Here is a 22,501-nt window from a genome sequence, read left to right as displayed (position 1 = left end):
GGTCAGCGTTGTTTTACCATGGTCAACGTGGCCGATAGTACCGACGTTAACGTGCGGTTTTGTACGTTCAAACTTTTCTTTAGACATCGATTGTCCCTCTAAGACACGGATAAATCGGTGATATCACCACATCAACCAGGCGAAAATGCCTGAACTGTTGAATACATTTACATTGAAACAGAGAGAAAGGGAGGGAGAAGTGAAGTGGTGCTGATACCCAGAGTCGAACTGGGGACCTCACCCTTACCAAGGGTGCGCTCTACCAACTGAGCCATATCAGCACGTATTGGAGCGGGCAGCGGGAATCGAACCCGCATCATCAGCTTGGAAGGCTGAGGTAATAGCCATTATACGATGCCCGCATCCTGAAACTCGGCTACCCAGTTCTTTCTGTAACAAAAAAAGAGATTTCTCTCTTTTCTGTTCGAGCTGGTCAATTTTTCCAACCAGCTCCGGCGGCGTTGACGCTGCCAGAAAGTGGTGGTGGGGGAAGGATTCGAACCTTCGAAGTCTGTGACGGCAGATTTACAGTCTGCTCCCTTTGGCCGCTCGGGAACCCCACCGGACTTGATGGTGCCGACTACCGGAATCGAACTGGTGACCTACTGATTACAAGTCAGTTGCTCTACCTACTGAGCTAAGTCGGCATCAAGTAGCGCGCATTCTATGGAGACCTGCGCAGTCATGCAACTAAAAAATTGCATAAAACGTTCTTTCGCTCACATTTTATTCGAAACCAGGGCTAACCGCTGTAAATTCATCCGCTCACGGTTAAAAATTCAACATGAACGGCTGATTTCGGCACGCTATAGCCCCAGGTGATACCTATCCGGTTAAGCATCGCTTTCCCATATTTTTTCTTATTATTCCTCTCATCTGGTGTTAACCTCCTGCCCATTGTCCAAAATTAACTATGTGATGAGCCCGCACCCGCCGTTTCGTGATGGTTCACAGAAGCATGCTTATGAGCAAAAAAGAGCAAACGTTAATGACGCCCTATCTTCAGTTTAACCGTAGCCAGTGGGCAGCCCTGCGTGACTCCGTCCCTATGACGCTGACGGAAGGTGAAATCGCACGGCTAAAAGGGATAAACGAAGATCTCTCCCTGGAAGAGGTGGCAGAAATCTATCTCCCCCTCTCCCGCTTGCTTAACTTCTATATCAGCTCCAATTTGCGTCGTCAGGCCGTGCTGGAACAGTTCCTCGGCACGAACGGTCAACGTATACCTTATATCATCAGTATTGCGGGCAGCGTGGCAGTGGGTAAAAGTACCACCGCGCGCGTGCTACAGGCGCTGCTGAGCCGCTGGCCGGAGCACCGCAGCGTGGAGCTGATCACCACCGATGGCTTCCTGCATCCCAATGAGGTGTTGAAAGAACGCGGCCTGATGAAGAAGAAGGGCTTCCCGCTTTCTTATGATATGCACCGCCTGGTGAAGTTTGTCTCTGATTTAAAATCGGGCGTGCCTAACGTCACCGCACCGGTTTACTCGCATCTGATTTACGACCGTATCCCGGATGGCGACAAATCGGTTGTGCAGCCCGACATCCTGATTCTGGAAGGGTTAAACGTTCTGCAAAGCGGGATGGATTATCCTCACGATCCGCATCACGTGTTTGTCTCTGACTTTGTCGACTTCTCAATTTATGTGGATGCGCCGGAAGAACTGCTGCAACGCTGGTATATCAACCGCTTCCTGAAGTTCCGTGAAGGGGCGTTCACCGACCCGGACTCCTACTTCCATAACTACGCCCAGCTCTCTGAAGAAGAGGCTATCAACGTGGCGACAGGGCTATGGAATGAGATCAACTACGTAAACCTGAAAGAGAACATCCTGCCGACGCGCGAACGTGCAAGCCTGATCCTCACCAAGAGCGAGAAACACGCCGTCGACCAGATTCGGCTACGGAAGTAGACCTCAGACGTAAAAAAAACCGGCTTAACGCCGGTTTTTTTCTTTATGCATGTGGCTTTTCGCCGTTTTCATCCTGATCGACCGCGAAGCAGGCCACCAGCTGTCCACCATAATCCTTCAGCTGTGGCTGCAACTGCGTGCACGGACCAAAGCGGCGACGGCAGCGGGCGTTGAACGCACAGCCCGGCGGCGGGTTCAGCGGGCTCGGCAGCTCGCCGGTAAGTTTGATTCGCTCACGGCGGTCATCCGGGTTAAGCCGCGGCGTCGCAGACAGCAGCGCCTGGGTGTACGGGTGACGCGGATTAGTAAAGATCTGATCTTTCGTTCCCTTCTCCACGCAGCGCCCCAGGTACATCACCATTACCTCATCGGCAATGTGCTCAACCACGGACAGGTCGTGCGAGATGAACACGTACGACAGCCCCAGATCCTGCTGTAAATCCATCATCAGGTTAAGCACCTGCGCGCGCACGGACACGTCGAGCGCCGAGACGGGCTCATCGGCAATCACCACGTCCGGATCAAGCATCAAACCGCGGGCGATGGCAATACGCTGGCGCTGGCCGCCAGAGAACATGTGCGGGTAGCGATCGTAATGCTCGGTTTTAAGGCCCACCTTCGCCATCATCGCCAGCGCTTTTTCACGACGCTGCTCTTTGCTCAGACTGCTGTTAATCAGCAGCGGCTCTTCCAGAATTTGCCCGACTTTCTTTCGCGGGTTCAGAGAGCCGTACGGGTTCTGAAACACGATCTGGATTTTCTGACGACGCAGCTTCTGCGCCTGTGGATCGTGCTTGAGCAGATCCTGGCCCTGATAGTAAAGCTCGCCGCCGGTGGGCGTTTCAATCATCGTCAGCAGACGGCCCAGCGTGGATTTCCCGCAGCCTGACTCCCCTACGACCGCCAGCGTTTTACCGCGTTCGAGGCTAAAGGAGACGCCGTCCAGCGCTTTTACCAGGCGTTCAGGGGCAAAAATCCCCTTCTTCACCGGGTAATGTTTTTTCAGGTCGATAGCCTGCAACAGCGGCTGTTGCGTGGTGGCCTGGTGCGTACTCATAGTGTTGGCCTCCCGGCATCATCGAGTGGGTAGTGGCATTTTGACTGTCGACCGTCGGCCAGAAGATTCAGCTCTGGCTCCTCAGCCCGGCATTTGTCCGTGGCATACGGGCAGCGCGGATTAAGCAGACAGCCCTGCGGACGGTCGTATTTGCCCGGAACCACGCCCGGCAGCGACGCCAGACGCGCCTTGTCCTGAGCAAACTCCGGCAGCGCGCGCAGCAGTGCCTGCGTATACGGATGACGTGGCGCGCGGAAGATATCGTGCGAACTTCCGGTCTCCACCACCTGGCCCGCATACATCACGATGATTTTGTGTGCCGCTTCCGCCACCAGCGCCAGGTCGTGCGTAATCAGCACCAGCGCCATGTTCTCTTTCTGCTGCAACTCCAGCAGCAGCTCGATGATTTGCGCCTGGATGGTCACGTCCAGCGCGGTTGTCGGTTCATCCGCAATCAGCAGCTTTGGCCGACAGGCGATAGCCATGGCGATCATCACGCGCTGGCTCATCCCGCCGGAGAGCTGATGCGGGTAAACGTCCAGACGCGATGCCGGATCGGGAATACCCACCTGCGTCAGCAGATCGATAGCGCGCTGACGTCGGGTTTTCTTATTGCCGCCCTGATGCACCTTAATGGCTTCCATAATCTGGAAACCGACGGTGTAGCACGGGTTCAGGCTGGTCATGGGGTCCTGGAAGATCATTGCCACTTCCGCGCCCACCAGCTGGCGGCGCTGTTTCTCGGAAATACGCTTCAGATCCTGACCGTTGAACGCCAGACTTTCCGCCATTACGCGGCCGGGGTAATCAATCAGCCCCATGATCGCCAGCGAGCTGACGGATTTACCCGAGCCAGACTCCCCAACAATACCAACCACTTCGCCCTGATTTACGCTGTAGCTAATGCGGTCCACGGCGCGAAACGGTGTGCCTTCGTCGCCGAAGTGCACGGATAATTTATCTACATTTAATAACGCCATCTCGTGCCTCTTACTGCTTCAGTTTGGGATCAAGCGCATCACGCAGACCATCACCCATCAGGTTAAATGCCAGCACCGTCAGCAGAATCGCCAGACCCGGGAAGGTGACGACCCACCAGGCGCTTTGCGCGAACTGCAACACGTCGGAGAGCATGGTCCCCCACTCCGGTGTTGGCGGCTGCGCACCCATGCCAAGGAAGCCAAGAGCGGCCATATCGAGAATGGCGTTAGAGAAACCGAGCGACGCCTGAACGATCAGCGGCGCAAGGCAGTTCGGGAAGATATTAATGAACATCTGGCGCATCGCACCGGCACCCGCCACGCGAGACGCGGTAACGTAATCGCGGTTCACTTCCACCAGCACCGCCGCACGGGTTAAACGCACGTAGTGCGGTAGCGCAACAAACGTCAGCGCAAGCGCAGCGTTACCTATCGACGGGCCGAAGACCGCCACCAGCACCAGCGCCAGCAGCAGGCTAGGCAATGCCAGCATGATATCGACGATACGCATGATGACGTTATCAACGATGCCGCCGAAGTAGCCCGCCACCAGGCCGAGCACCACGCCCATGATCAGCGACAACACCACCACGAGGCAGCCAACCAGCAGCGACAGGCGCGCACCGTACATCAGGCGCGACAGCACATCGCGGCCCACGTCATCGGTGCCCAGCAGATGGGCAACGCTGCCGCCGTCCTGCCAGACTGGCGGCACGAGCAGCGCATCACGGAACTGATCCGCCGGGTTATACGGGGCGAGGAAGTTCGCAAACACCGCAATCAGGATCATGATGGAAACATACACCAGCCCGACGACCGCGCCTTTGTTGCGCTTGAAGTAGTGCCAGAACTCCTGCATTGGCGTCATAGGCACCGGCGCAGAGACCGCTTTATTTTGAGTAACTTGTGACATGATGGCCCCTTACTTCTTATGACGAATACGCGGGTTCACCACGCCGTACAGCAAATCGACCAGCAGGTTGACGAGGATAATCATCGTCGCGACCAGCAGTACACCACCCTGCACCACCGGATAGTCACGGCGTTGCAGCGCGTCAATCAGCCAGCGTCCGAGGCCCGGCCAGGAGAATATGGTTTCGGTCAGGATCGCCCCCGCCAGCAGCGTACCCACCTGCAAACCGATAACGGTAACCACCGGCAGCATCGCGTTACGCAGGGCATGAATGATGATGACGCGCATACGGGTCAGGCCTTTGGCGCGGGCAGTACGAATATAGTCTTCGCCAAGCACTTCCAGCATGGAAGAACGGGTCATACGCACGATCACCGCCAGAGGTATGGTGCCCAGCACCATTGCAGGCAGGATCATGTGCGCAACCGCATCAATGAAGTTGCCCTCTTCGCCCCAGATCGCCGTATCAATCAGCATGAAACCGGTTAACGGGTTGGTGTCATCAAGGAAGACCATGTCGCTGACGCGTCCGGAGACCGGCGTCAGGTTCCACTGCACCGATACCAGCATGATCAGCATCATGCCCCACCAGAAGATAGGCATGGAATAGCCGGTCAGTGCCAGGCCAACGGCGGTGTGGTCGAAAATAGAGCCACGCTTAACGGCAGCCAGTACGCCAACGGGAATCCCCACCGCGGTCGCAAAGATCATGGCGCAGATGCCCAGTTCAAGCGTCGCCTGGAAACGCGGCACGAACTCGTCCCACACCGGAAGTCGGCTTTTCAGTGAAATGCCTAAATCGCCGTGCAAGACGCCCCAGATATAGTGGAGGTACTGCTGCCACATCGGCTTATCAAGGCCGAGTTCAGCCAGCAGTTGCGCATGACGTTCAGGGGAGATACCACGCTCGCCCGCCATAATCATCACCGGATCACCCGGGATCATATGGACGAAGGCAAAAGTGAGAAGGGTGATACCGATAAACGTCGGGATAACCAGTCCCAGACGTCGGAGGATGAACTGCAACATAACCCGGATTCTCTCTGATGACGCACGCCCAGTGGCGTGACGTCTGTATTGCTCACAAATCTTATCCCCTCACCTGATGGGGAGGGAATAAAGCACTGCTGCCGGGTGGCGCTACGCTTACCCGGCCTACATACCGTAGGCCAGTGCAAGCGCAGCGCCGCCTGGCGTTGCTTTTAATTATTCAACAGACACGTTTTCGAAGTGGTGTTTGCCCAGTGGATCAACCACGTAGCCTTTGACTTCTTTACGCACTGGCTCGTACACCGTGGAGTGAGCAACAATCAGCGCCGGAGCCTGATCGTGCATGACAACCTGCGCTTGCTTGTACAGTTCAATACGTTTGTTGTGATCGTCGGTCGCACGCGCCGGCTGGATCAGGTCTTCAAACGGCTTGTAGCACCAGCGAGAGTAGTTGGAACCGTCTTTCGCTGCCGCACAGCTGAACAGGGTGGCGAAGAAGTTGTCCGGATCCCCGTTGTCACCGGTCCAGCCCATCATGACCGCCTGGTGCTCACCCGCTTTGGCGCGCTTCAGGTACTCGCCCCACTCGTAGGTCACAATCTTGGCCTGTACGCCAATCTTCGCCCAGTCAGCCTGAACCATTTCCGCCATACGGCGTGCGTTCGGGTTGTATGGACGCTGTACCGGCATCGCCCACAGCTCCACGGTGAAGCCTTTATCCTGGCCCGCTTCTTTCAGCAGCGCTTTCGCTTTCTCAGGATCGTAGGTGTAGTCCTTGATGTCGTCGTTATAGCCCCACATGGTTGGTGGGATCAGGTTCTTGGCTGCAACGCCCGCGCCCTGGTAAACGGCTTTGATGATCGCTTCTTTGTTCACCGCGTAGGTCAGCGCCTGACGCACTTTCACGTCATCGAACGGTTTCTTCTCGGTGTTGAAGGAGAGATAACCCACGTTCAGGCCCGCCTGCTCCATCAGGTTGATGTTTTTGTCCTGCTTCATGCGCGCGATGTCAGCCGGGTTTGGATACGGCATCACCTGACATTCGTTTTTCTGCAATTTTGCATAACGCACGGATGCGTCAGGCGTGATGGAGAAGACCAGACGGTCGATCTGTGGCTTGGTGCCCCAGTAACCCGGGAAGGCTTTATACAGAATACGCGAATCTTTCTGGTACTGAAGCAGCTGGAACGGGCCGGTACCGATTGGGTTCAGGTCCACTTTTTCCGGGGTGCCGGCTTTCAGCATGTTGTCCGCGTACTCTTTAGAGAGAATAGAGGCGAAGTCCATGGCCAGGTCAGCCAGGAATGGCGCTTCCGGACGCGTCAGCACGAACTGAACGGTTTTATCGTCCACTTTCTTCACTTCAGCGATCAGGTCCGGCAGGCCCATCCCTTCGAAGTATTCATAGCTGCCGCCAGAGACCTTATGGTACGGGTTCTGGGCATTTTTCTGACGGTCGAAGGAGAACACCACGTCGTCGGCGTTAAGGTCGCGCGTAGGTTTAAATTCTTTGCTGTCCTGCCACTTCACGCCCTGGCGCAGGTGGAAGGTATAGGTTTTACCGTCTTCGCTGATATCCCACTTTTCAGCCAGGCCAGGAATGACTTCCGTGGTGCCGGTTTTAAATTCAACCAGACGGTTATAGATCGGTACAGAGCTTGCGTCGTAAGTCGTACCAGAGGTAAAGAGCTGTGGGTTAAAGCCTTCCGGAGAGCCCTCAGAACAGTAAACCAGGGTTTTTGCCTGTACGCTTGCTGCAACGGTCATGGCCACCAGGCTCAGACCAAGCTTCAGCATCCCTGACTTCTTCAAGGAAATACTCATTATTGTGCTCCAATGTGATGTTTTGCTTTGTTGTGTTACGCCGCCTGACCTTTATTTATTTTTTACCCGGTCCGGTCGGTGATGCCCGAAGGCGTTAAAAGGGATAGAGAATCCTTTCAGAAGAGCGTTTGAGTTGCAGCGCAGATCCTCCCTGAAATGCCCCTCGTGCCCTACAATCTGTCAACAGAATGTGAAAACGTCAATACAGGTGGCGGGGATTTACGTGGAGTGTGAGAAACCGCAAACAAAGATTAAAAAAACCCTGAATGCCAGTTTTCAGCAGAGAAATTTATGCTACTCGCCATGATGCAGCACAATTAACTTCATATTTCGCAACACTCAGTGATTAAGTTTTATTCAGATTGGGTAAATTTTCTTACGGAATGGTGATTATCTGAGCACTAAATACCGCGAACGTTAAAACGCACAGCGAAAAATGCTGAGGTTATCCATAAGCAACGCGAAAAAAGATCAAACTATATATAAAAAAATACAATGGATTATGTCACAAAACCGCAAGCAGGCAGGGGGAAGCAGGGCTAAGGGGTATTTTGAGGACTTGCGCGGGATAACGCGTTAATGCAAAAAGGGCTAACCTTGCGGTTAGCCCTTTTTAGAATGTGGTCGGCGAGAGAGGATTCGAACCTCCGACCCACTGGTCCCAAACCAGTTGCGCTACCAAGCTGCGCTACTCGCCGAATGCGGAGCGCATCTTACTGCTGAGGTGCGCCCCTCGTCAATCCCTTATTTTCAAAAAGCCATTCAACTGGCGATATTCTCGCCAGACCAGCTACTGCGCGGCTTTTGTGGTGTTATCAGGGAGTTTACACCAGTTGTTGTTTTCGTTAATCCCACCGTTCGGTGAGGTGTAGCCGAGACAGCCCATAATGGTGTCGTAGAGCTCAACGTGACGGCGCGGAACCTTGATCTCTGCCTGCTGCTTCAGATGGGCAAACATTTTGGCTTTGTCCGGGTTTTCCAGGTACTTATCCGACATCCACATGATCATCGGCACGCGGAACTGCTCAGGCGGCGCCAGCTTGCGCGGCGTGCCGTGCAAATGCTCTTTCTCGTTGATGGATTCGCCGTGATCGGCCGCGTAAATCACAATCGCTTTCTTATCGCGAAGCTGGTCGATCACCCGGCTGAGGAAGGTATCCACATACAGAATCGAGTTATCATAGGCATTAATCAGCTCCTGCTTGCTACAGTTTTTGTTAATGCCGACGCACTCAGGGGTCCATTTGGCGAAATCACGCGTGTAACGCTGATAATAGCTGTAGTGTGATCCTTTGGTATGCAGAACGATAAGGTGCTTACCCTGCGGATGGTTTTTCAGCGACTGTTCCATCTCGGAGAGCAGCAGCATGTCATCAACGTTCTTACCGCGGTTACGCGGCTCGGCGCCAATCTGCTCACGATAGGCGATGTTATCCGCCATGGTGTTGGTGTAGAACCACATTTCACTTTGCATGGCGAACAGATCGGAGCTAAATCCAAGCTGCTTCAGAACCGCAAACACGTTTTGCTCTTTAAGGGTACGCTGCGGGTTATCGCTCGCCCCGCCTTCACGCACAAACATACAGCGCAACGAGAGCTTCGTGGCGGTATCGCAGGAATAGCCGCGGTAAGCCACCAGATTCTTCTCCTGCGACAGTTTCGGCGTGGTATCGCGGTCATAGCCGAGCATACCCATATGATCCCAGCGCGTCGTTTCGCCGATAACGAAGACCACGTAAGTATCATCCAGCCCGTCAGCCGGCGCCTGGTAGGTGAACTTTTTGGTCGGGTTAATCAGCGATTTCACATCGCTGGATTCGTCCGCCTGTGCCCAGGCGTAAAGACCTAACGCGGACAGCCAGTTGGACGGCAGATACGAGTTAGCCACCACGCCGCCATAGCTTGGCATATCCACGCCCGTCGCTTTTTCGATGCGTTTTTGCTGTTTTTCCATCAGGCGAATCGGCGCCCACACCAGCAGGCCTGCCAGCAGAACGACGGCGACGTTGCGGATGCGCTGTCCCCGGGTACGCAGCTGGCGTAACAGGGTATAGCGGCAGGTATTGCTCCAGATAAAGAAGAGCGGGATCAGGCAGGTCAAAATCGTCCACATGATGAACCCTTGGCCCACCACCTCTTTCGAGAGATCGATGTCCGTGGTCATCACCGAGGCGACAATACCGTAGCCAATGACCACGTTCATGAATGTCATGTAATAGCTTGCGGCGGCAGAGATAATCACCACCAGCGAGGCCAGAATTTGCCATGTCCGTCGGCCAAAAAGCGAGAGCAGGCGTAACAGGAAGAAGGTTGCCAGGATAGAGCCAAACACTTCAATGACGGCAAAAATTCCATTTCTTACGGTGAGGTGTTCGAAATAACCTTCCACGCGTCTGAACAGTACCGCGCCATTCAGAAACAAACCGATATAGACAGCCAGCATCAGACACAATCTTTGCTGGGTAAGAGACCTAATATATTTCATGCAAACAACCCTGGGGGAAGGGGTATAAAGACCCGCCGAATCTCAGTGAGAAAGCTGACAGAGTAAGTAGATGCGAGCGAAACCGTTATCAGAAACGTCTACAAGCGCGATAAGTAGACCACAGCGGGAAAGAAAAGTGGCAGCAGAGAGTGTGATTGATGAAGATTTTTACAAAATAACAAGTCCGGAAGTGATGTTGAGATAAAAAAAGAGGCCCTGGGGCCCCTTTTCATCGAATCATGCATGCGCTTCTTTATAAGCCTCGCGCTGCGGCTGACGAATGGTGGTCGACAGCGCCAGCGAGATAATCAGCAAGGCAAATATCACGCAGAAGGTCACGTAGAAGCCACCGAACAGCGAGGCGATCAGCGACCCGCAGATACTGCCGATACCGAAGCCGAGATAAATGACGCCGTAGTTTTTCGCCAGGTTGTTCAGGCCAAAGAACTCGCTCACCAGCGACGGGAAGACGGTAATGGTGCCGCCGAAGTTAAAGGCGACGCAGGCAATCGCCGCAAAGAAGGTCGCCTCGTTCAGCGGTGCAAACAGCAGCGCCGCCATGCCCACCAGGGAGATCACCTGCCCCAGCGTAATCACGCGGATGCGGGCGATTTTGTCAGACAGGATACCCAGTACCAGACGACCCGAGAGGTTAGCGATGGAGATGACCGTTACCGCGTTCGCCGCCGTCGCCGCATCCAGTTTTACCATCCCCTGCGCGATATCTTTCGCCACGCCAATAACATACAGACCGCTCATGCAGGCCGTCAGGAACATCACCGCCAGCATCCAGTACTGCGGCTTACGCATGGACTGTGCGAGGGTGAAATCATTCTCCACCACGCCGTTTACGGTTTTCACTTCCTGCTGCGGGGCATCTTTCATCAGCGTGGCGCCGAAGAGGATCATCACCAGCACAATCACGCCCCAGATCATAAAGGTTTTCTCAAGCCCCACCGAGGCCAGCAGATGGGAGTCGATGAATTTGAACCCCAGGCTGCCCAGGCCATATGAACCAATGGCAAACGCGGAGATAAGCCCTTTACGCTCCGGGAACCACTTCACGCAGTTCGACAGCGTCAGCAGGTAACCTGCGCCGTCCGCCAGCCCCACCAGCACCCCGGCGCTCAGCCACAGCATCATCAGGTTGTTGGAGTGTGCCGTCAGGAAGAAGCCCACGCCCAGCAGGATCCCGGAGGCCATGGTCACGCGCTTCACGCCGAAGCGCTCCTGAAGTTTGCCCGCCACGGAAGAGGAAATCGCTAATCCAAGACTCAGCAAGCCGAAGGAGAATGCCACCTGGCTTATCGGCGCGCCGAGCTTATCAGACAGGGCGCTGTTAAACAGGCTCCAGGTATAGACCGAGCCCAGTGCGAACTGGGTCACGATGGTGCCGAAGAGCGTCAGCCAGCGCGTGCGGTTATAGGTTGATGTGTTCATGGCAGTGTCCTGCAAGAGAAATTAAGGAAATTCGCTGAGGACACGATAAACAAAACCCCAAAACGCCAGGGGGAAAACGGCATGAAATGCAGGAGAAACGGAATGAAATGCCTGGAAGCGGGAATGAACGACCTTGCCGGAGAAGAAAACGCTTAAAGGTGAGTGACCACTATCGCCACAACCCGCGCCATTATTGTATTAAATATGTTACCGCAGCGTTTAAAAAAGTAACAAGCCTAAAATTTGGCGCTTAAGCCCAGGGTATATAAATATTCTTCCTCCGACTGCTGGTTGTAGCTGATCTTCGCCCAGGGGTGTATATCACCGTACTGGGTATCCACACGCCACCCCAGCGAGTTCACGCTGGCATGCCAGAGGGGGTCGGTAAGCGTCTGCGTGGTGGTTGTATCGCCATACGCAATCACCGTTGCGGGAGGCGTGCCATCAGAGCGCCACGCCATGACCGGCCCGGTCGTGAAATGTCCCGTCACGGGAAAATTCCAGCCAACGCTCAGCACAGTTACCGCATCCGAACCGGAGGGGTCGTTCAGGGCAAAGCCCGCAGCATTCTGCGAATGGTTAATACGTTCCGCGAGAATATCTTCATAACGAGGTTGGTGATCGGCGTCCCATGTATAGCGTTCTGTCGTATTACTTTGTGCATCTGAAACGATATATTCCTGTTGCCACGCAAAAGCGGTGTTACCTATAAGCAGGCAGGCTGAGACACTCACCAGGCCAGAAGCAGCATGGCGACCACTGATTTTTTTTATCATCATCAAAGCGACTCCAGAAAGAGCCGAGTTCGGCGATATATGTCATTGTTCGAAGAGGTATTAGGGCGTATAGCCCTGTATTAACTATTGTCTCTTTAGCAGACACGTCAAGCCGGGCAGATTGAAATTTTTGCGTTTACCGTATCAGGAAGGGAGATGACCTATGCAACGTTGCGGCTGGGTAAGCCAGGATCAGCTTTATATCGATTATCACGACAAGGAATGGGGCGTACCGGAAACCGACGGTAAAAAACTGTTTGAAATGATTTGCCTTGAAGGCCAGCAGGCCGGGCTGTCGTGGATCACCGTTCTGAAAAAGCGTGAGAACTACCGCAATGCCTTCCACCGGTTCGATCCGGCTGCGGTGGCCGCCATGACCGAAGACGACGTGGAAAGGCTGGTTCTGGACCCCGGTATCATCCGCCATCGCGGTAAAATTCAGGCCATTATTGGTAACGCGCGCGCTTATCTGGCGATGGCGCAAAACGGCGAACCCTTCTCAGCATTTGTCTGGTCGTTTGTGGATAACGAGCCAAAGGTGACGCGGGCCGCCACGCTTGCGGAGATCCCAACCTCGACCCCCGCCTCGGATGCCCTGTCGAAAGCGCTGAAAAAACGCGGCTTTAAGTTTGTGGGCACCACCATCTGTTACTCCTTTATGCAGGCCTGCGGGCTAGTCAACGACCATATTACGGGCTGCATCTGCCACCCGGAGGGCCACCATGATCCGCAAATGGCACAGTGAGAATACCACTCAGCTCCTGAAACTGTGGCTTGAGAGCACTACCGAGGCGCATCCGTTTATCGACGCTGGCTACTGGAAAGCGAACGAAGCGCTGGTGCGGGATGAATACCTTCCCGCCGCCGAAACCTGGGTCTGGGAGGAGAACGGCACGCTGCGCGGCTTTATCAGCGTCATGCAGTCCCAGTTCGTGGGGGCGTTGTTTGTCGCCCCGGCGTTCATCGGAAAGGGGATCGGGCGTGCGCTGCTGAACCACGTTCAGCAGCACTACCCGTATTTAACTCTGGAGGTGTATCAGAAAAACGTGCGGGCGGTGAATTTCTATCATGCTCAGGGTTTTCGCATTGAAGACAGCGCCTGGCAGGATGATACCCAACACCCGACGTGGATCATGAGCTGGCAGGCGGATCAAACGCCGTAAGGGTAAGCGCCGGCCCCTCATATTTCTCCACCCATGCCAGCGCCGTATTCCCCGCGCAGCCATTCCCCAGCTTCGAGCTGGGGAGATCTTTGGTCAGCACGTTTACGGCACCGTTCTTACAAATACCGCCCTCGTCCAGCGCCAGATCCGGCCATGCGCCCTGATGAATGCAGAACACGCCAGGGCGGATCCCGTCGCTCACCACGGCGCCAGCCAGCACCTGCCCGCGCGCGTTCCAGACGCGCACGAGATCGCCGTCGTTAATTCCCCGCGCCTTTGCGTCATCGCTATTCAGCGCGATCGGCTCGCGTCCAGCCACCGCATACTGCTCGCGCAGAGCCGAATAGTTAAGCTGGCTGTGCAGGCGATGGGCAGGATGGGCAGACAGCAACTGAAGCTGCCCCGGCTGCGCATTGCCATGCCATTCGTCCGGCTCCAGCCACGCCGGGTGCGGCGGGCAGTCCGCGTAGCCAAAGCTGGCGATACGTTCGCTGTAGATCACAATCTTCCCGCTCTCGGTCTTAAGCGGGTGATTTTCCGGGTCGCGACGGAAGTCAGCAAAGCGCACAAACCGCGCGTTCTGCTCGCTTTCCGGCATTTCGAAGAGTTGATTCGCCTCCCAGAATTCAGCAAATGGCGGCAGCGTCACGCCCTGCGCAGCCCCGCGCTGGCTGGCTATCTGGTAAAACGTTTCGAGCCATTGCAGATCCGTTTTGCCCTCGGTGAAACGCTCGCGCCCGCCCGCTTCCCATAATTCACTCAGGTCAGCAAAGACGTCAAAATCATCACGCGCTTCATCCCGGGGGGCCACGACGCGCTTCATCGGCACCATGTGCTGGTTGCTGTAATCCCCGGTCATGGTGAGATCGTTACGCTCGAACGAGGTCGTGGCGGGCAACACGATGTCGGCATGTTTCGCTGACGCGGTCCAGAAGCACTCCGAGATCACCACCAGCTCCGGCTTCTGCCAGGCGCGGATCAGGCGGTTGGTATCCTGGTGATGGGTGAAGTTGGCCCCGCCCGCCCACCAGACAAACTTAATATCCGGAAAATGGCGATCCTGACCGTTGTGCTGATAAAACCCGCCCGGATTCTCCAGAGCCTCAACAATGCGCGCCACGGGAATTTTATCCACCGCGTCCACGCCACCCTGCACTGAGCCCTGCATGGACGCCAGCACCGCCGCTTTACGCGTTGGGTTACCGCCGTTGGCAAAGTGATAGGAAAGCCCAAAACCGCCGCCGGGCGTGCCAATCTGCCCAAGCATCGCGGCGAGCGTCACCAGCATCCAGTGTTTTTGCTCGCCAAACTGCTGGCGCTGCATTCCCCAGCCGGACATCAGCATCGTGACGTTGCTATGGAATAACGCCGCCAGATCGCGGATTTTAGCGGCATCAACGCCGCAAACCGCAGCGGCCCACTCTGCGGTTTTGGCGACACCGTCGGTTTGGCCCGTCAGGTAGTCGGCAAATCTATCGAAGCCCGTGGTGCAGCGCGTAAGGAATTCCGTATCGTGCCAGCCGTTCTCCACAAGGGTATGGGCGATACCCAGCATCATCGCCACGTCGGTGCCCATATGGGGCGCGATCCACTCGGCGCTGTCGCCGAAGAAATCCAGGGTTTCAGAACGCATCGGATCGATACAGATGATGCGCTTGCCGCTTTTGCGCAGCGCGTCGAAGTAGGAAACGCCCTGCTCGTCGGACGCATTCCAGGCAATTTTCAGGGTGTTGAGCGGGTTGGCGCTCCACAGCACCACCACGTCGGTATGCTCCAGCACCAGCGGCCAGCTGGTCTGCTGCTGATAAACCTCATTGCCGCCCACGACGTAAGGCATGATCGCCTGCGCTGCGCCGGTTGAGTAATCACCCAGATGGCCGGTATAGCCCCCGGCCAGGCTCATGTAGCGTTGCAGCAGGGTTGCGGCCTTATGCAGCACGCCGTTCGAGCGCCAGCCATAGGAGCCGGCAAAAATGGACGACGGGCCATAGCTGTCGCGGATGCGTTTATGCTGCGTATGGATCAGCGCCAGCGCATCGTCCCAGCTCACGCGAACGAACTCATCCTGCCCGCGCACACCCTGCGGTTTATCCGGTGACGCCAGAAAGCCTTTACGCACCATCGGCCAGCGTACGCGGGTTTTGCTGTGTACCTGATCGCGAACGACGGTCTGTAAAGAGTTGAGATGGCGCGAAGGCAAAGCCCCGCGAGACGACAGCACTGTGTCGCCATCAATTTCGACCAGCATCGGCCCCCAGTGGGCGGCGGTCAGAATGGTTTTTGTTGAGGTGCTCAAAGCGTGCGCTCCTGGTTGCGTGCAGGTATGACGGCCTTTCGTTGAGGCAGTTTATCGTTTGTGACAAATTTCAGAGTTATACACTGAATTTTCTCCGTATTCGGACGTCATAATCCACTGCCACGTCCGTCGTGGCAAAGAATAAAAAGGATTAAGGAAATAAGATGAAAAAACGCGTACTCGTAATTGCCGCTCTGGTAAGCGGCGCACTGGCTGTTTCAGGCTGCACAACCAACCCTTATACCGGCGAACGCGAAGCGGGTAAATCCGGTATTGGCGCGGGTATTGGTTCCCTTGTCGGCGCTGGCGTTGGCGCGCTCTCCTCCTCCAAGAAGGATCGCGGCAAAGGCGCGCTGATTGGCGCAGCGGCAGGCGCAGCCCTGGGCGGTGGCGTAGGGTATTACATGGATGTGCAGGAAGCGAAGCTGCGTGACAAAATGAAAGGTACGGGCGTGAGCGTGACGCGCAGCGGTGACAATATCATCCTGAACATGCCAAACAACGTGACCTTTGACAGCAGCAGCGCGACGCTGAAACCCGCGGGCGCGAACACCCTCACCGGTGTGGCCGCGGTGCTGAAAGAGTACAGTAAAACTGCCGTGAACGTGATTGGCTACACCGACAGCACCGGTAGCCAGGATCTGAACATGCGTCTGTCACAGCAGCGCGCTGATTCCGTGGCCAGCTCGCTGATCGCCCAGGGCGTAGAAGCGAACCGCATCCGCACCAGCGGCATGGGCCCTGCCAACCCTATCGCCAGCAACAGCACGGCGGAAGGTAAAGCGCAAAACCGTCGCGTAGAGATTACGTTGAGCCCGATTCAGTAATCCCCGAGGGAGAGGGCCGGGGTGAGGGCAACAGACCGCACACCCCGGCATGAACCACTTGCCATCGTTGATTTTCCCGCTAAGGTATTCTCACTAAATTCAGGGAAATCAGCGATGAGCAAACCAGCCCGGGCCACCATCAGCGACGTGGCGAAAGCCGCCAAAACCGGTAAAACCAGCATTTCGCGCTACCTCAACGGCGAGAAACACCTGCTTTCCAATGCGCTGCTGGCGCGGATCGAACAGGCCATTGCCGATCTCGACTACCGTCCCAGCCTGATGGCGCGCGGCCTCAAGCGTGGTCGCACCCGCCTGATTGGGCTTATCATCGCCGATATCACTAACCCCTACTCCGTTAACGTACTCAGCGGCATCGAAGCGGCGTGCCGGGAAAAAGGCTTTACCCCGCTGGTCTGTAACACCAATAACGAAGTTGATCAGGAGCTGCATTACCTTGATCTGCTGCGCAGCTACCAGGTGGAAGGGATCGTGGTCAATGCCGTCGGGATGCGCGAAGAGGGGCTAAATCGTCTGCAACAATCGTCTCTCCCGATGGTGCTTATTGACCGCAAAATCCCGGAATTTGCCTGCGATGTGGTCGGGCTGGATAACACCCAGGCCGCCACCACCGCCACCGAGCACCTTATCGAACAGGGTTTCGAAGCCATTCTGTTCCTGAGCGAACCGCTTGGCATGGTTAACACCCGTCGCGACCGCCTGGCTGCATTTCGCGCTACGCTGGCGCGATATCCCGGCGCGATCGCCGAAAATGCCGAAATTCCCCTGCACGAAGCCGGGCTGCTGGATAACACCCTGCGCCAGTTCCATACCCGCCATCGGGGAATGCGTAAGGCGGTGATCTCCGCGAACGGGGCGCTCACGCTACAGGTTGCCCGCTCGCTTCAACGCATCGGCCTGCACTGGGGCAGCGACATCGGCTTACTCGGCTTTGATGAACTGGAGTGGGCAGAACTTGCAGGCGTGGGCATTACCACCCTCAAACAACCCACCTGGCAAATCGGCTATGCCGCGGTTGAGCAAGTGGTTCGCCGTATTGAAGGCACCCGCGATGCCGTACGCGAACAGGTTTTTTCCGGCGAGCTGATCGTTCGCGGCTCTACCGCTCGCTAAATTCCCCTTCGTGACAGCGATCATAAATTCAACATCCCATTCTTTTCTTTGGAACCGGTTCCATCTAGCGTAATACTATCGATTACGCGTTGGAGTCAGGAAATGAGCAGGAAAATAATGGTGGTCACCGCCGCGTATGGCGCGGATCGGGTGCGACAGGCAGGCGGGCAACGGGCGATGCTTCCCGTTATTGCTGGCGCAGGGGCTGATGGCGTTGAAATCCGCCGCGAGCTCTTCAGCAGCGACGAGTTAATGGCGCTGCCTGCGCTCGGCGAGTCCATTGAGCTGCTGGGTTTACTGGCATGCTACTCCGCCCCGGCCCCCCTGTTTATGCCCGACGGCACGCTCAACCCGGATCTCCCCCGCTACCTCCGCGAAGCCAGCATCCTGAACGCGCTATGGCTTAAGGTCTCGCTGGGTCATTTCAGCGACAAACACCCCCTTGAAGATCTGCGGACATTGCTGGATGAAAGCGGCATGACGCTGGTGGTGGAAAACGACCAGACCGACTGCGGGCAGCTCGCCCCGATGCAGCGTTTCAAAGCCGCCTGTCGGGTGATGGCGCTGCCGGTAACGCTGACGTTCGATATGGGCAACTGGCTGTGGGTCGGGGACTCCCCGGAAGAGGCTGCGCGTCAGCTGGCACCCGCCGTGAGCTATATTCACGTGAAAGCCGCGGTCCCGCATAAGGCGCAGTTCCGCGCCGTCGCGCCGGATCAAACCGATTCTCGCTGGCAGGATCTGCTTAATCAACTGCCTGCCGACGCGCCGCGCGGTATCGAATTTCCGCTCGAAGGGACGGATCTCACCGCCGTCACCCGCCATTACGTCAACCTGCTGCGCGAGGAGTAAACCATGCACAAGACGCTGGACGTTATCACCATCGGCGAGGCCATGGCGATGTTTGTCGCCACCGAAACGGGCGAGCTGAGCGCAGTAGAACACTTTATCAAACGCGTGGCAGGCGCCGAGCTGAATGTCGCTACCGGCCTTGCGCGGCTGGGGCTGAATGTCGGCTGGGTGAGCCGCGTGGGCAATGACAGCTTTGGCCATTTCGTTCTCGACTCGCTGAAAAAAGAGGGCATTGATGCCGCAGGCGTCACGCTCGACGGACGCTTCCCGACGGGCTTTCAGCTGAAATCGAAAGTTGAAAATGGAACCGATCCCACCGTTGAGTATTTCCGCAAAGGCTCAGCAGCAAGCCATCTCTCCGTCGATGATTATCATGCCCCTTATTTCTCCTCCGCGCGCCATCTGCACCTGAGCGGCGTGGCGGCGGCGCTTTCGGCCGGTTCGTACGATTTACTGGATCATGCTGCGTCGGCGATGAAAGCGCAGGGCAAAACGATCTCCTTTGATCCGAACCTTCGTCCGGTGCTGTGGAAAAGCGAAGCGGAGATGGTTGAGAAACTCAACCGACTGGCGTTTCAGGCGGACTGGGTACTGCCGGGCGTAAAAGAGGGAATGATCCTCACTGGCGAGACCACACCGGAAGGCATTGCGGATTTTTACCTCAACCGAGGGGTAAAAGCTGTAGTGCTGAAAACCGGTGCCGACGGCGCGTGGTTTAAAACCGCCGACGGTGAGCAAGGCGCTGTCGCAGCGGTAAAAGTCGACAACGTGGTCGATACCGTGGGCGCGGGCGATGGGTTTGCCGTCGGAGTCATTAGCGCCCTGCTGGAAGGCGAACCGCTGTCGCAGGCCGTGGCGCGGGGCAACAAAATTGGTTCGCTGGCGATCCAGGTGCAGGGCGATAGCGAAGGATTACCGACACGAGCAGAGCTCGGCGTCTGAATTCCCTCTCCCGGTGGGAGAGGTCCAGGGTGAGGGCAGCAATCCGCACCAGATAATTAAGCCACCGTGTACCCTACAGACAACGGCGGTAACAACCTCAACAACAGAGGCAAGCCTATGAACAGTTCGACCAATGCAGTCAAACGCTGGTGGTACATCATGCCCATCGTGTTTATCACGTACAGCCTGGCGTACCTTGATCGTGCCAACTTCAGTTTTGCATCCGCCGCCGGGATCAACGAAGACCTCGGGATCACCAAAGGGGTTTCCTCCCTGCTAGGCGCCCTCTTCTTCCTGGGCTATTTCTTCTTCCAGATCCCCGGCGCGATTTACGCTGAACGCCGCAGCGTGCGAAAGCTCATTTTCATCTGCCTGATCTTATGGGGTGCCTGCGCCTCCCTCACCGGCGTGGTGAATAACATTCCTGCACTGGCTGCCATTCGCTTTATTCTCGGCGTGGTGGAAGCGGCAGTGATGCCGGCAATGCTGATTTACATCAGCAACTGGTTCACAAAATCTGAGCGTTCACGTGCCAATACTTTCCTGATACTCGGTAACCCGGTCACGGTGCTGTGGATGTCGGTGGTGTCCGGCTACCTGATCCAGTCCTTCGGCTGGCGCGAGATGTTCATCATCGAAGGGGTTCCCGCAATCATCTGGGCCTTCTGCTGGTGGGTGCTGGTGAAAGATAAGCCAGCCCAGGCGAAATGGCTTTCAGAGGACGAAAAGGCTGCACTTCAGGCACAGCTGGATAAAGAACAGCAGGGGCTGAAAGCGGTGCGTAACTACGGTGAAGCCTTCCGCTCCCGCAACGTGATCCTGCTGTGCGCGCAGTATTTTACCTGGAGTATTGGCGTGTACGGCTTTGTGCTGTGGCTGCCGTCAATTATCCGCAGCGGCGGTGAAAACCTTGGCATGGTGGAAGTGGGCTGGCTGTCATCGGTGCCTTATCTGGCTGCGACCATCGCAATGATTATCGTCTCCTGGGCATCGGACAAGCTGCAAAACCGTAAGCTGTTCGTCTGGCCGCTGCTGCTGATCGCTGCTTTTGCCTTCATTGGCTCCTGGGCCGTGGGCGCGAACCACTTCTGGGCCTCGTATACCCTGCTGGTGATTGCGGGTGCAGCCATGTATGCCCCGTATGGTCCGTTCTTTGCCATCATTCCGGAAATGCTGCCGCGTAACGTCGCAGGGGGCGCGATGGCCTTGATCAACAGTATGGGCGCGCTGGGTTCGTTCTTCGGCTCGTGGTTTGTTGGCTATCTGAACGGCGCAACCGGCAGCCCGTCGGCCTCTTACATCTTTATGGGGGTGGCGCTTTTTGCCTCGGTATGGCTTACTCTGATCGTTAAGCCTGCTAATAATCAACAGCTACCCGTCGGCGCACGCCACGCCTGAATCCTTTTAAAATCAACGGAGATTAGCATGAAGCCGTCCGTCATTTTGTACAAAGCACTGCCTGAAGATCTGCAAAAACGCCTGGAGGAACACTTTACCGTTACCCGGGTGAAGAACCTCAGCCCGGAAACCGTGGCACAGCACGCCGACGCGTTTGCCAGCGCCGAAGGCCTGCTGGGTTCAAGCGAAAAGGTGGATGCAGCGCTGCTGGAGAAAATGCCGAAACTTCGTGCCACCTCAACCGTTTCTGTGGGATACGATAATTTCGACGTGGATGCGCTTAACGCGCGCAACATTCTGCTGATGCACACGCCTCATGCCCTGACGGAAACCGTCGCCGACACGCTGATGGCGCTGGCGCTCAGCACCGCCCGTCGCGTGGTGGAGGTGGCCGAGCGCGTGAAAGCGGGCGAATGGACGAAAAGCATTGGCCCGGACTGGTTCGGCGTGGACGTACATGGCAAAACGCTGGGGATTGTGGGGATGGGGCGTATCGGCCTGGCGCTGGCACAGCGCGCCCATTTCGGCTTCAGCATGCCCATTCTGTATAACGCACGCCGTCATCACGCTGAAGCTGAAGAACGTTTCAACGCCCGCTACTGCGAGCTTGATACGCTGTTGCAGGAAGCCGACTTTGTCTGCCTGATCCTGCCGCTGACGGATGAAACGCGTCATCTCATCGGCAAAGCGGCGTTTGAAAAGATGAAGAAATCGGCCATTTTCATCAACGCGGGTCGCGGCCCGGTGGTAGATGAAAAGGCGCTGATTGAGGCACTGCAAAACGGTGAGATCCACGCCGCCGGGCTGGACGTGTTTGAACAGGAGCCGCTGCCGGTGGATTCACCGCTGCTGACCATGCCCAACGTCGTTGCCCTGCCTCACATCGGCTCTGCGACACACGAAACACGCTACAACATGGCGGCGACCGCAGTGGAAAACCTGATTGCCGCGCTTAGCGGTAAAGTGGATAAGAACTGCGTTAACCCACAGATACAACAGTAGAAACGAAAAAACCCGCCAGAAGGCGGGTTTTTGAATTTTGTGCTACTGGGTTGGAAGCTTACAGGCTTACAACGTTACCAGCTGCTGGGCCTTTAGCGCCGCTTTCGATGGTGAAGGAAACTTTCTGACCTTCATCCAGAGATTTGTAGCCATCGTTCTGGATAGCAGAGAAGTGTACGAACACGTCTTTAGAGCCATCGTCAGGAGTGATGAAGCCGAAACCTTTATCAGCGTTGAACCATTTTACCAGACCAGTCATTTTAGCAGACATAGAAATTACCTTATTAACAAATATATTGTGCCTTCCGGCTTGATGGATTGCGTTACAGATTTTTAAGCGATGAAGGAAGGGTCACTACGAAGGGTATCTATGGATAACAATCTGGACTGCTTTACTAAACTGCTTTAGGTCTGTGTAACAAACCGACGAACATAGTTATACCGATGTGGTAGATGAATGACAAGCGTTATTTTCATTAAGCATAAAAAAACCCCGCCAGAAGCGGGGAT

The 22,501-nt window shown here is 56.0% G+C and carries 20 protein-coding genes and 5 tRNA genes; 9 read left to right on the top strand and 16 right to left on the bottom strand.

What is annotated here, in order from left to right:
- The 5 genes from N5C09_RS12080 to N5C09_RS12060 form a co-directional block, all read right to left on the bottom strand.
- Nucleotides 1-87, bottom strand: an 87-nt coding sequence (locus tag N5C09_RS12080) for a GTP-binding protein (RefSeq protein ID WP_002436303.1), incomplete at its 3' end; no start/stop codon positions are given.
- Nucleotides 88-205: 118 nt separating this feature from the next.
- Nucleotides 206-281 (bottom strand) — tRNA-Thr (locus tag N5C09_RS12075).
- 6 nt (nt 282-287) lie between these two features.
- A tRNA-Gly gene (locus N5C09_RS12070) sits at nt 288-362 on the bottom strand.
- Between the two features lie 116 nt (nt 363-478).
- Nucleotides 479-563: transfer RNA gene (locus N5C09_RS12065), tRNA-Tyr, on the bottom strand.
- Between the two features lie 8 nt (nt 564-571).
- Nucleotides 572-647, bottom strand: a tRNA-Thr gene (locus N5C09_RS12060).
- Nucleotides 648-964: 317 nt separating this feature from the next.
- Between N5C09_RS12060 and coaA the strand changes: the two genes are divergently transcribed.
- Nucleotides 965-1,915 carry a type I pantothenate kinase gene (coaA, locus tag N5C09_RS12055; RefSeq protein ID WP_279749114.1) on the top strand — a complete coding sequence of 317 codons (951 nt, stop codon included), beginning with the start codon at nt 965-967 and terminating at the stop codon, nt 1,913-1,915.
- 43 nt (nt 1,916-1,958) lie between these two features.
- Here the strand turns inward: coaA and dppF are convergent, their stop codons facing one another.
- The 9 genes from dppF to N5C09_RS12010 all read right to left on the bottom strand — a co-directional run bounded on the left by dppF (nt 1,959) and on the right by N5C09_RS12010 (nt 12,383).
- Entirely contained in the window at nt 1,959-2,972 is a 1,014-nt protein-coding gene (dppF, locus tag N5C09_RS12050; RefSeq protein ID WP_006810533.1) for a dipeptide ABC transporter ATP-binding subunit DppF, read from the bottom strand.
- Nucleotides 2,969-3,952, bottom strand: coding sequence for a dipeptide ABC transporter ATP-binding protein (gene dppD / locus N5C09_RS12045; RefSeq protein WP_063868897.1), 984 nt, complete (start codon nt 3,950-3,952; stop codon nt 2,969-2,971). The genes dppF and dppD overlap by 4 nt, the downstream gene beginning before the upstream one ends.
- A 10-nt stretch (nt 3,953-3,962) precedes the next feature.
- Nucleotides 3,963-4,865 (bottom strand): dipeptide ABC transporter permease DppC, encoded by a 903-nt coding sequence (gene dppC, locus N5C09_RS12040; protein WP_063452210.1) that lies wholly within the window; start codon nt 4,863-4,865, stop codon nt 3,963-3,965.
- 9 nt (nt 4,866-4,874) lie between these two features.
- Entirely contained in the window at nt 4,875-5,894 is a 1,020-nt protein-coding gene (gene dppB, locus N5C09_RS12035) for a dipeptide ABC transporter permease DppB (RefSeq protein ID WP_022646696.1), read from the bottom strand.
- A 177-nt stretch (nt 5,895-6,071) separates the two neighbouring features.
- On the bottom strand, nt 6,072-7,679 hold the full coding sequence (gene dppA / locus N5C09_RS12030) for a dipeptide ABC transporter periplasmic-binding protein DppA (protein ID WP_063452209.1): 1,608 nt from the start codon (nt 7,677-7,679) through the stop codon (nt 6,072-6,074).
- A 621-nt stretch (nt 7,680-8,300) separates the two neighbouring features.
- Nucleotides 8,301-8,377, bottom strand: a tRNA-Pro gene (locus N5C09_RS12025).
- A gap of 92 nt (nt 8,378-8,469) precedes the next feature.
- Complete coding sequence (eptB, locus tag N5C09_RS12020; RefSeq protein WP_063868894.1) at nt 8,470-10,164, bottom strand: kdo(2)-lipid A phosphoethanolamine 7''-transferase; 1,695 nt, start codon at nt 10,162-10,164, stop codon at nt 8,470-8,472.
- Nucleotides 10,165-10,401: 237 nt separating this feature from the next.
- Complete coding sequence (locus tag N5C09_RS12015) at nt 10,402-11,604, bottom strand: MFS transporter (protein WP_063452207.1); 1,203 nt, start codon at nt 11,602-11,604, stop codon at nt 10,402-10,404.
- 236 nt (nt 11,605-11,840) lie between these two features.
- Entirely contained in the window at nt 11,841-12,383 is a 543-nt protein-coding gene (locus tag N5C09_RS12010) for a lipase (protein WP_279749113.1), read from the bottom strand.
- A gap of 160 nt (nt 12,384-12,543) precedes the next feature.
- On the opposite strand from N5C09_RS12010, the gene tag reads away from it, so the two are divergent.
- Nucleotides 12,544-13,125 (top strand): DNA-3-methyladenine glycosylase I, encoded by a 582-nt coding sequence (gene tag, locus N5C09_RS12005; protein WP_193032465.1) that lies wholly within the window; start codon nt 12,544-12,546, stop codon nt 13,123-13,125.
- A complete protein-coding gene (locus N5C09_RS12000) occupies nt 13,103-13,543 on the top strand; it encodes an N-acetyltransferase (protein WP_279749112.1) in 441 nt (146 codons plus the stop codon). Before tag ends, N5C09_RS12000 begins: the two co-directional genes overlap by 23 nt.
- Here the strand turns inward: N5C09_RS12000 and N5C09_RS11995 are convergent.
- Nucleotides 13,512-15,839, bottom strand: coding sequence for a molybdopterin guanine dinucleotide-containing S/N-oxide reductase (locus N5C09_RS11995; RefSeq protein ID WP_279749111.1), 2,328 nt, complete (start codon nt 15,837-15,839; stop codon nt 13,512-13,514). The genes N5C09_RS12000 and N5C09_RS11995 overlap by 32 nt on opposite strands.
- A 164-nt stretch (nt 15,840-16,003) precedes the next feature.
- Here N5C09_RS11995 and N5C09_RS11990 point away from each other — a divergent pair, with 164 nt between their 5' ends.
- The 6 genes from N5C09_RS11990 to ghrB all read left to right on the top strand — a co-directional run bounded on the left by N5C09_RS11990 (nt 16,004) and on the right by ghrB (nt 21,991).
- Nucleotides 16,004-16,666 (top strand): OmpA family lipoprotein, encoded by a 663-nt coding sequence (locus N5C09_RS11990; protein ID WP_063868886.1) that lies wholly within the window; start codon nt 16,004-16,006, stop codon nt 16,664-16,666.
- A gap of 114 nt (nt 16,667-16,780) precedes the next feature.
- A complete protein-coding gene (locus N5C09_RS11985) occupies nt 16,781-17,797 on the top strand; it encodes a LacI family DNA-binding transcriptional regulator (protein ID WP_279749110.1) in 1,017 nt (338 codons plus the stop codon).
- 102 nt (nt 17,798-17,899) lie between these two features.
- The gene (locus N5C09_RS11980; RefSeq protein ID WP_107534439.1) at nt 17,900-18,649 is read left to right on the top strand and encodes a xylose isomerase; all 750 of its coding nucleotides are present in this window, start codon (nt 17,900-17,902) and stop codon (nt 18,647-18,649) included.
- 3 nt (nt 18,650-18,652) lie between these two features.
- Nucleotides 18,653-19,591, top strand: a complete 939-nt coding sequence (locus N5C09_RS11975) for a sugar kinase (RefSeq protein WP_279749109.1) — start codon at nt 18,653-18,655, stop codon at nt 19,589-19,591.
- Between the two features lie 117 nt (nt 19,592-19,708).
- Nucleotides 19,709-20,989, top strand: coding sequence for an MFS transporter (locus N5C09_RS11970; RefSeq protein ID WP_001089079.1), 1,281 nt, complete (start codon nt 19,709-19,711; stop codon nt 20,987-20,989).
- Between the two features lie 27 nt (nt 20,990-21,016).
- On the top strand, nt 21,017-21,991 hold the full coding sequence (ghrB, locus tag N5C09_RS11965) for a glyoxylate/hydroxypyruvate reductase GhrB (RefSeq protein ID WP_279749108.1): 975 nt from the start codon (nt 21,017-21,019) through the stop codon (nt 21,989-21,991).
- Between the two features lie 58 nt (nt 21,992-22,049).
- Here the strand turns inward: ghrB and cspA are convergent, their stop codons facing one another.
- On the bottom strand, nt 22,050-22,262 hold the full coding sequence (gene cspA / locus N5C09_RS11960) for an RNA chaperone/antiterminator CspA (protein ID WP_003860775.1): 213 nt from the start codon (nt 22,260-22,262) through the stop codon (nt 22,050-22,052).
- Between the last annotated feature and the right edge of the window lie 239 nt (nt 22,263-22,501).

Source organism: Enterobacter sp. GD03975 (assembly GCF_029838645.1).
GTDB classification, from domain to species: Bacteria; Pseudomonadota; Gammaproteobacteria; order Enterobacterales; family Enterobacteriaceae; genus Enterobacter; species Enterobacter quasihormaechei.
Note: the sequence above shows the minus strand (reverse complement) of the source record. Positions and strands in the feature narration are given on the sequence as shown.

Coding starts and splice junctions, on each gene's coding strand:
- ghrB (WP_279749108.1), top strand. CDS start 21,017: ATGAAGCCGTCCGTCATTTTGTACAAAGCACTGCCTGAAGATCTGCAA.
- tag (WP_193032465.1), top strand. CDS start 12,544: ATGCAACGTTGCGGCTGGGTAAGCCAGGATCAGCTTTATATCGATTAT.
- N5C09_RS11975 (WP_279749109.1), top strand. CDS start 18,653: ATGCACAAGACGCTGGACGTTATCACCATCGGCGAGGCCATGGCGATG.
- cspA (WP_003860775.1), bottom strand. CDS start 22,262: ATGTCTGCTAAAATGACTGGTCTGGTAAAATGGTTCAACGCTGATAAA.
- dppF (WP_006810533.1), bottom strand. CDS start 2,972: ATGAGTACGCACCAGGCCACCACGCAACAGCCGCTGTTGCAGGCTATC.
- dppB (WP_022646696.1), bottom strand. CDS start 5,894: ATGTTGCAGTTCATCCTCCGACGTCTGGGACTGGTTATCCCGACGTTT.
- dppA (WP_063452209.1), bottom strand. CDS start 7,679: ATGAGTATTTCCTTGAAGAAGTCAGGGATGCTGAAGCTTGGTCTGAGC.
- N5C09_RS12015 (WP_063452207.1), bottom strand. CDS start 11,604: ATGAACACATCAACCTATAACCGCACGCGCTGGCTGACGCTCTTCGGC.
- N5C09_RS11990 (WP_063868886.1), top strand. CDS start 16,004: ATGAAAAAACGCGTACTCGTAATTGCCGCTCTGGTAAGCGGCGCACTG.
- N5C09_RS12010 (WP_279749113.1), bottom strand. CDS start 12,383: ATGATGATAAAAAAAATCAGTGGTCGCCATGCTGCTTCTGGCCTGGTG.
- N5C09_RS11980 (WP_107534439.1), top strand. CDS start 17,900: ATGAGCAGGAAAATAATGGTGGTCACCGCCGCGTATGGCGCGGATCGG.
- N5C09_RS11970 (WP_001089079.1), top strand. CDS start 19,709: ATGAACAGTTCGACCAATGCAGTCAAACGCTGGTGGTACATCATGCCC.
- dppC (WP_063452210.1), bottom strand. CDS start 4,865: ATGTCACAAGTTACTCAAAATAAAGCGGTCTCTGCGCCGGTGCCTATG.
- N5C09_RS12000 (WP_279749112.1), top strand. CDS start 13,103: ATGATCCGCAAATGGCACAGTGAGAATACCACTCAGCTCCTGAAACTG.
- coaA (WP_279749114.1), top strand. CDS start 965: ATGAGCAAAAAAGAGCAAACGTTAATGACGCCCTATCTTCAGTTTAAC.
- N5C09_RS11985 (WP_279749110.1), top strand. CDS start 16,781: ATGAGCAAACCAGCCCGGGCCACCATCAGCGACGTGGCGAAAGCCGCC.
- dppD (WP_063868897.1), bottom strand. CDS start 3,952: ATGGCGTTATTAAATGTAGATAAATTATCCGTGCACTTCGGCGACGAA.
- eptB (WP_063868894.1), bottom strand. CDS start 10,164: ATGAAATATATTAGGTCTCTTACCCAGCAAAGATTGTGTCTGATGCTG.